Source organism: Romboutsia sp. (assembly GCF_035470145.1).
In the GTDB taxonomy this organism is placed as follows: Bacteria; Bacillota; Clostridia; order Peptostreptococcales; family Peptostreptococcaceae; genus Romboutsia_D.
Map to the genome: position 1 here is coordinate 1 of NZ_DATIRC010000202.1, position 7,573 is coordinate 7,573.

Annotated in this window: 9 protein-coding genes; 5 read left to right on the forward strand and 4 right to left on the reverse strand. The window is 25.9% G+C overall.

The features are described from left to right. Nucleotides 1–900, forward strand: a 900-nt coding sequence (locus VLM92_RS08525; RefSeq protein ID WP_325275915.1) for a VanW family protein, incomplete at its 5' end; no start/stop codon positions are given. A gap of 106 nt (nt 901–1,006) precedes the next feature. Here the strand turns inward: VLM92_RS08525 and VLM92_RS08530 are convergent. After that, the gene (locus VLM92_RS08530; protein WP_325275916.1) at nt 1,007–1,519 is read right to left on the reverse strand and encodes a hypothetical protein; all 513 of its coding nucleotides are present in this window, start codon (nt 1,517–1,519) and stop codon (nt 1,007–1,009) included. A 312-nt stretch (nt 1,520–1,831) separates the two neighbouring features. On the opposite strand from VLM92_RS08530, the gene VLM92_RS08535 reads away from it, so the two are divergent. After that, nucleotides 1,832–2,260: a DMT family transporter gene (locus VLM92_RS08535; RefSeq protein WP_325275917.1), complete on the forward strand. Its 429-nt coding sequence runs from the start codon at nt 1,832–1,834 to the stop codon at nt 2,258–2,260. Nucleotides 2,261–2,408: 148 nt separating this feature from the next. On the opposite strand, the gene VLM92_RS08540 is transcribed toward VLM92_RS08535, so the two are convergent. Next, entirely contained in the window at nt 2,409–2,549 is a 141-nt protein-coding gene (locus tag VLM92_RS08540; RefSeq protein ID WP_325275918.1) for a hypothetical protein, read from the reverse strand. Nucleotides 2,550–2,735: 186 nt separating this feature from the next. On the opposite strand from VLM92_RS08540, the gene VLM92_RS08545 reads away from it, so the two are divergent. Further along, entirely contained in the window at nt 2,736–3,389 is a 654-nt protein-coding gene (locus VLM92_RS08545; protein ID WP_325275919.1) for a YitT family protein, read from the forward strand. A gap of 144 nt (nt 3,390–3,533) precedes the next feature. Next, the gene (locus VLM92_RS08550) at nt 3,534–4,544 is read left to right on the forward strand and encodes a SpoIVB peptidase S55 domain-containing protein (protein WP_325275920.1); all 1,011 of its coding nucleotides are present in this window, start codon (nt 3,534–3,536) and stop codon (nt 4,542–4,544) included. Nucleotides 4,545–4,614: 70 nt separating this feature from the next. Here the strand turns inward: VLM92_RS08550 and VLM92_RS08555 are convergent, their stop codons facing one another. After that, nucleotides 4,615–6,051, reverse strand: coding sequence for a CehA/McbA family metallohydrolase (locus tag VLM92_RS08555; protein WP_325275921.1), 1,437 nt, complete (start codon nt 6,049–6,051; stop codon nt 4,615–4,617). Between the two features lie 128 nt (nt 6,052–6,179). On the opposite strand from VLM92_RS08555, the gene VLM92_RS08560 reads away from it, so the two are divergent. Beyond that, entirely contained in the window at nt 6,180–6,683 is a 504-nt protein-coding gene (locus VLM92_RS08560; RefSeq protein ID WP_325275922.1) for a hypothetical protein, read from the forward strand. 60 nt (nt 6,684–6,743) lie between these two features. Here VLM92_RS08560 and pdaA read toward each other — a convergent pair whose 3' ends face one another. After that, entirely contained in the window at nt 6,744–7,568 is an 825-nt protein-coding gene (gene pdaA / locus VLM92_RS08565; protein WP_334309499.1) for a delta-lactam-biosynthetic de-N-acetylase, read from the reverse strand. Nucleotides 7,569–7,573: the final 5 nt, after the last annotated feature.

The window sequence follows — 7,573 nt, forward strand, 5'->3', positions numbered from 1 at the left end:
AGAGGACTTGATGCGACATTAGCATCTGGAAGTATAGATTATAAATTAGATATTGATTTGAACAAATCTATTTTAAAAGAAAAAGCAATGAAAATAAGTAAAGATACTAGTGAAAAATGTGAGGAACCTAAGGTTATAATAAATGGAAATGATATTAAATATGAATATGGAAAAAAGGGTATAAACTTAGATACTAAAGTGTTTTTAGCAACTATAGAAAAATGTATGAAAGACAATAATATATATAGAGAGGACATAAAAATAAGTTGTAAATATATAGATGATAATCCTAAAATAAATGTGAAAAATTTAAAAAAAGTAAATTATAAAATATCAACATATTCAACAATATATGGTCCAGGTGGAGGAAGAGGCAGTAATGTAGAGACAGCAGCAAAAAAAATAGATGATTACCTTTTAATGCCAGGGGATGAGTTTTCATATGAAGAAGCAGTAGGCCCAGTAACTCAAAGTAATGGATATACATATGCGCCCGTTATAAGTAATGGAGAACTTGTTCAAGGAATAGGTGGAGGTGTATGTCAGGTTTCATCGACTTTATACAACACACAATTAAAAGCAGGAATATTACCAACAGAGAGAAGAAACCATTCAAAACCTGTTAGTTATGTACCAAGAGGACTTGATGCGACATTAGCATCTGGAAGTATAGATTATAAATTTAAGAATAATTATGAATACCCTATAGTTATAAATACTCATGCTACAGGAGGGAAATTAACTATAGAATTTTGGTCAAACAAAGATACACTTAAAGGGATAGAGTATAAGCCTGTAGGATATGCAAGTGGAAAAACTGCAAATACATATCTTTATGGATATGATAAAGATGGAAATAAGGTTTATGAAAAACATATAGATACAAGTGTGTATAGATAAATATAATTATAAAACAGTATTAAAATAAAAAATGTGTTGCTTATAAAAAACAAGTAACACATTTTTATTTAATTTTACTCGAAATAGCAATAAATAGAGTGCTAATTTAGATTTTAAGTCTATTACCGGTAGACAATAAATGAACACCTAATAATATTATCAATAATGATAATATTGATGCAATAAATCTAGATAAGAAAAATGGTGATAATACCAAGACAAACCAAAATATTAATTTAAATATACTCCCAAATCCTAATTTATAATAAGGATTATTTCTACTTTTAAGTATTCTTAATAATTGAGAATATATATAATAGATACCTAATATGGAAGAGATAAGCCCTTGAATTTTATTTGGAAATAAAGTTAACAAAATAGCACAAAATAAAAGTATAAATTGTATACTCGTAAAAGGAGCAATTTCAGTTTTAGTAGCATATCGTTTAAGTTCATTAATATTTTTAAGATTTAAATAAGCAATAAATAATAATACTACGGCTAAGGTCCAAGAAACTATTTTAATTCCGATACCTTCATACAAAAAAGATAAAATACCTAATGCAAGCAATAAAGTCCCCATTATTATAAGCTTAGTTGAATTTTCTTTTTTATACATATTACTAAAGTTGATATTAAATATTTGAGACATTTTTTCACCTCATAAATTTTAATTATATATTAAATTTAAAGTAATTATAACAAAAAAATTGATATCATTAAATACTTTAAATTAAAATGAAATAGATTTATATAAAAATGATTGGAATTTTATAATATATAAAGACATATATAAAAATATTCAATGCAAAGTAAGATACTAAAAAGAATAACATAAAATTTTAAAAATGAATCAGCTTAATGGATACGGTTATTAATAAGTAGCTTGTATCATAAAATTAGTAATAAGCATATTAAAGGAGGCGAAGAAATGTCATATATAGAGGCAGTATTATGTGCGATTTTGGCAGGTAGTTCTACTGCGATAGAGGCATTTATAAATGGTGAACTAGGGAAAAATACAACAGCATTAATAGCAACATTTATAAGCTTAATAGTAGGAGCTGGATTTTTCTTGATAAGTATATTAGTGACAGGCGACTTAAAGTCTTTAATAAATATAAATAATATAAATCCAAAGCTGTTAATTGGAGGTATATTAGGTGGGCTTGTAATATACTTTACTGTTAGAGCAGTACCAAGTTTAGGGGTATCAAAGACACTAACCTTAATAGTGGTTTCTCAAATGTTAATAGGATTTTTTATTGATAGTGCTATTTTAGGACATGAAACCATGCATTTATACAAATATATAGGAGCTATTCTGTTAGTTATAGGAACGTTTTTTATACTAAATTAGAGTAATTACACATTTAAGCAAAAGCACCTATAAGCATAAATGCTATAGGTGTCTTATAGTATCAATTGCTATGTTAAGCAATAAGTTTATATTAATATGATTTAAGGACATAGCAAGGTGAAATTTTTATTCATTTTTAAAGAAAATATTATTTTTTCTCCCATGCTATAACGACAAAGTCTTTTCCAGTAGAGCTTTTAAGCTCAGATTCAGCCTTTTTTATAGCAGCTTCTTCTTTTTCTGATACATGAGCTATTTCATATACACAGTTGCCGGATTGTTTTTCCATAATAATAGTACCTCCTTAAAAGTAAATTTAGTATAGTTTGTGAAAAATATAAAAATTATATAACAATAATACATTTACATAATTGGAAAAATAAATAAAGAATATACCTTAGTATTATACTAAGGTATATAATATAGTAAGTATAAATTTATTGCAGTTTATACAAAATGAATTAGGAGTGATATTTTGCGGTCGAAACAACAAATTGCAAAAAGTGTTGCATTAATAATTTTAGGAGCATCTATATTATCTTTTGGAAGTTATAACTTTAATTATCAAAATAGTGTAACCGAAGGTGGAGTATTAGGTTTAATACTTTTAATAAAAAATATATTTGATATATCTCCATCAATAACAAGTCTAATAATAGATTTATCCTTATTTGCAGTAGGAAGTAAATTCTTTGGAAAAAGTTTTTTATTATATTCAATAATGTCTACGATTACATTTTCTATAACTTATATAATATGGGAAAGTATAGGTTTTTTAGTACCTAATCTTATGAATAATATGTTATTAGCTAGCATATTAGCAGGAATCGGAGTAGGAATCGGAGTAGGACTTGTTGTAAGAGGTGGAGGTGCATCAGCAGGAGACGATGTAATTGCACTTTTAGTAAATAAATTTACAAGATTAAAGGTTAACCATATTTATCTAATAACAGATGGTATAGTTCTTTTAGTATCATTGGTGTACTTAGATCTTAAACAAGTACTTTTCTCTATAATTGCTGTCAGTATAAGCGGTAAAATTATAAGTTTACTTTATAAAGATAATGACGGAGATGAAGATAACAATAAAGAAGAAAAAGAGTACATTGAAGAAACAATACTACAGTAAATACAAATATAAATAAATTTTAAAGAAAAAAATTCAAGTAGGAACAAACATTTTACAATAATAAAGTACTTACCATCATATAAGTTTTTAATTTACATATAATAATAAACAATAAATAAAATATGATAGGAAAGGAGACATAAAATGAAAAAATCCAATAGGATTAACATTAAAATAATTTCCTTAATTATTTTTTTATTAGTACTATTATTTCCAAATTATATTTATTCGATTCAAAAAAATAATAATTTACCTTCAGAATTAATCGTAGGAGGTGAACTTTTACAATTAAACATAAAAAGTGATAAATTAATAATAAAAGTCCAGGAAGATAGAAAACTTAAGATAAAGAATCAAGACTTAGTTGAAAAAATAGAAGGAAATGTATTAAAAAGAATCTTAAATAAAACTAGCATAACTGACATAACAAGAAAAGATATATTAAATATAAGATTAAATATGAATGATGATGATGAAATAAAAATAACAGTGTTAAGGAATGGAGAAAAACAAACATTTAAATTAAATAAGGAAGATTTAAACCCAAGTTATTTTATAGAGGAAGTTCCTTTTTCAGCTTCATTGACTTATATAAATCCTATAGATAAATCTTTTGGAGCTGTAGGTCATAATATAGAATTTACACAAAATAGTAATATAATATTAGAAAGTGGAAATATATTTTTATGTAACTCAAAACAGATAAAACAGTCAAATGGTAATGAAGTAGGTAATATGTATGGAGAAAAAATTTATGGTAGTCAAGGTACTATAAATAAAATCAATGATTTTGGAGTGAAAGGAAAAATAATAGGAGAAAAAATAACAAATAAACAAATATATAAATTAGGTAAAAAAGAAAAAGTAAAACAAGGGATAGCTCAACTTTTAATACAGGAAGAAATTGGTAAAGTTAAAAAAGCATATGAAATAAAAATAACTAAAGTTAATAAACAAAATAAACCTAGTATACACGGATTTGAATTTGAAGTGATTGATAAAAAATTTATAGAAAATTATGGAGGGATTGTTCAAGGAATGAGTGGTTGTCCAATAATTCAAGATGGAAAAATAATAGGAGCATTATCACATGTAATATGTAAAGATCCTAGATGTGGGATAGGTGTATATATACAGTGGATGATGGAAGAGTAACTTCCATCATCTTTTTATATTGTTAAGACGTTATAGATTATCCTCTTGTAAAGAATTTCATTATAAAATATTATTTTATCCATATTGGAGCAGTTACCGAAGTTTTATTTTTACTTTGAATAACTTTTACATAATAGAATCTATCTTTTGAAGCTTTAATGCTAAAATCTACCTTTGCCAAATTAGAATTAAATTTTTTAGTTTTTATCATTTTACCCTTATTACTTATAACTTGAATTTCTTCTATTTTATCTTCAGAATCGTTATCAATTACACTTATAGAAAATCTAAGTTTAGAACTTTTACTTATTGTAGACCCCATAGGTAAATCATTTATTGTGTAGTCTATTTTTATGTTTTTATCTTCAGTAGCGTAAACTCTCATGTGTTTGAGGGAATCGTATAAAGCATCTTTAGATAAATCTGTAGATAAAATAACTGTCCTAAATTCATTAGCTATACCAAAGTCAACTCTATGATTGTCTTGATTACAAGTTGGTGCTAGATGCCATCCATTATCTAATGCTAATTGATACATATCGTAAGACTTTATATTTTTATTCATATCATTATTATATCCATTACCAACTTCTATTAACGAAATAACAGAATCACCATAAGGTGAATACTTTAAATTATTAAACTTACCAAATTTATCACAAGGATGATTAAATTGCCCTATCAAATCATCTTGATTGTAAATTAAGTTATAGAAGTTATCTAAATCCATATCAGGTTGTTCAGCACAAACAAAGCCATCAGAGTTAAATATATTTATATGGCCTATAGGATTATCTATATTGTAAGGATAAGTCATTTCAAATCCATTAAGGGCTATAAATTTTCCTTTTGAAGTGAACATATTTTTATATTTTATAAGTTTATTCCATTTATTGCTGGCTGAAGCATTTTCAATAGTACATTCAAGATTGTTATCTAACATATTAGAATGTTCTGTTATAGCAAAAAAGTCTAAATTTGCTTTGTCTCGAGCTAAGTAATATGCATCACTGTACGTACCGTGTCCATCACTAGCACTAGTATGAGCATGTAACAATCCTCTATAATGATTGTAAATAGGTGTACCAACAATGAAATACCATTCAAAGGATGTAGTGTTTTTATTTGATGATAAATCGGAAACCTCTAACCTAACTATTTGAGGACCTTTTATAAATTTATTTTCAGGAGTGTAGCAAATTTCATTTTCAGATATAGTAGATTTATTAGTTACATCATTATAATTTACAAATAATTTTACAGAAGAAGTATTTATACTACTTTCATCAAAATAACTAACTTTTATAGTTGGTTTAGAAATTATATATTGTTGACACTTAGCAGGAGAAGTAAAGCTTATAGTTGGTGGAGTGACATCTTCAGCACTAGCTTCTAAAGTTTTTTCATTTAATAAGTTATTTTTTGAAAATTCATTTGAGCAAATATTACCTAACCCAATAAAAGTTATTAATAAAATACATAAAATTGAAAAAAATTTAAATGACATATATAATCAATCCTTTTACATAAAAAATATAATACTTAGGTTATGTATTTTTTATATGTACATACATGAAATAATAGGATACTTTAATATAATTTACTAAAAGGTAAAACTCGCCAGGGGAGGGTATTATGAGAATAGAAGCTATTGAAATAAGTAAAAGTAAAAAAGAAGCTTTAAAATATATATTAAGCAAAATGCCGTTAATGAGCAAAGTTTCTCAATTTAATACAGTAGCAACAGATATACACCTAGAATACATAGAATTTAAGGTATTAAACTATGAAGTAATAAGCAAGGAGAAAACTAATAAAATGTTTAGACATGAAATAAAGAAGCACTATATAACTATGCTAGTAAATACATACAATGGATATTCTGAATCTATCGATACCATACCAAATACAACAAAAAGATATGTAACAAAAAGTTATATAAAAAAAGCTAAGATAGAAGAAGACTATATTATAGAAGGTGTAAAAAATGAGATAATGCATTTTTTAGGACAGAAGTCTAAAAGTAATTTAACAGATAAGATTAACTTGCAAAATATTAATATAAAAGAAGTGCAAAGTATTTATAAACCGTATTGGGTAGCTAATTTTAGAGGTAGAAGTATAGTAGTAGATGCATAAATGAAGTATATAAAAGATATAGGAGAATAAGTGAAAATCCTATATCTTTTATTATAAAAATTAGTTTTTAGTATTATTATTTTTGACTAAGTAATCTAATGTTTTTAATTTATATCCTTCTTGTTCCCAATGAGTTAATACTTCATCTAGTATTTCTGTATTAGTCCTAGAGTTTGGATGAAGTAAAACTATAGCACCAGGATGAGTTCTTGAATATATCTTTTCCTTTGCATATTCATGAGTAGGTTGTTTATCATTATACCAGTCTACATAAGCGAAGCTCCAAAATATTGAACTATAACCTAAATCTTGAGTATATTTTAAAGATTGTTCACTAAATTTACCCATAGGAGGTCTGAAGTATTTAGGCATGTCTTTTCCTGTAACTTCTTTATAAGAATCTTCTACACTAATAAGCTCAGATTTAAACTTATTAAAATCTGTAATTTGAGCCATAGAAGGATGGTTTTTAGAGTGGTTACAAACCAAATGGCCTTCCTTTACCATTCTCTTAATTAAATTTGGATTATTTCTTATATAGCTTTCTACTACGAAGAACTGAGCTTTAGCATTATGTTTTTTTAACGTATTAAGTATACTTTCGGTAGTCCCATTTTCATACCCGGCATCAAAAGATAAGTAGATTACCTTTTCATTGTGATTTCCAACATAGTAAGAACTATATTTTTTAAAAAAGTTAACTTCTTTTATTGGCTCAGGTTGTTTGCCATCACTTCTAGGATTAAAGTACCAACTATATTCTTTAGTACTAAGATCCGGATTTAATATTTGGGTTTTTGATTTGCTCATCATATGAAAATTAGTTCCAACTAATATACAAAATACAAATACAAAGAATCCTATGATAAAATAAGTTTTGGAAATTCTGT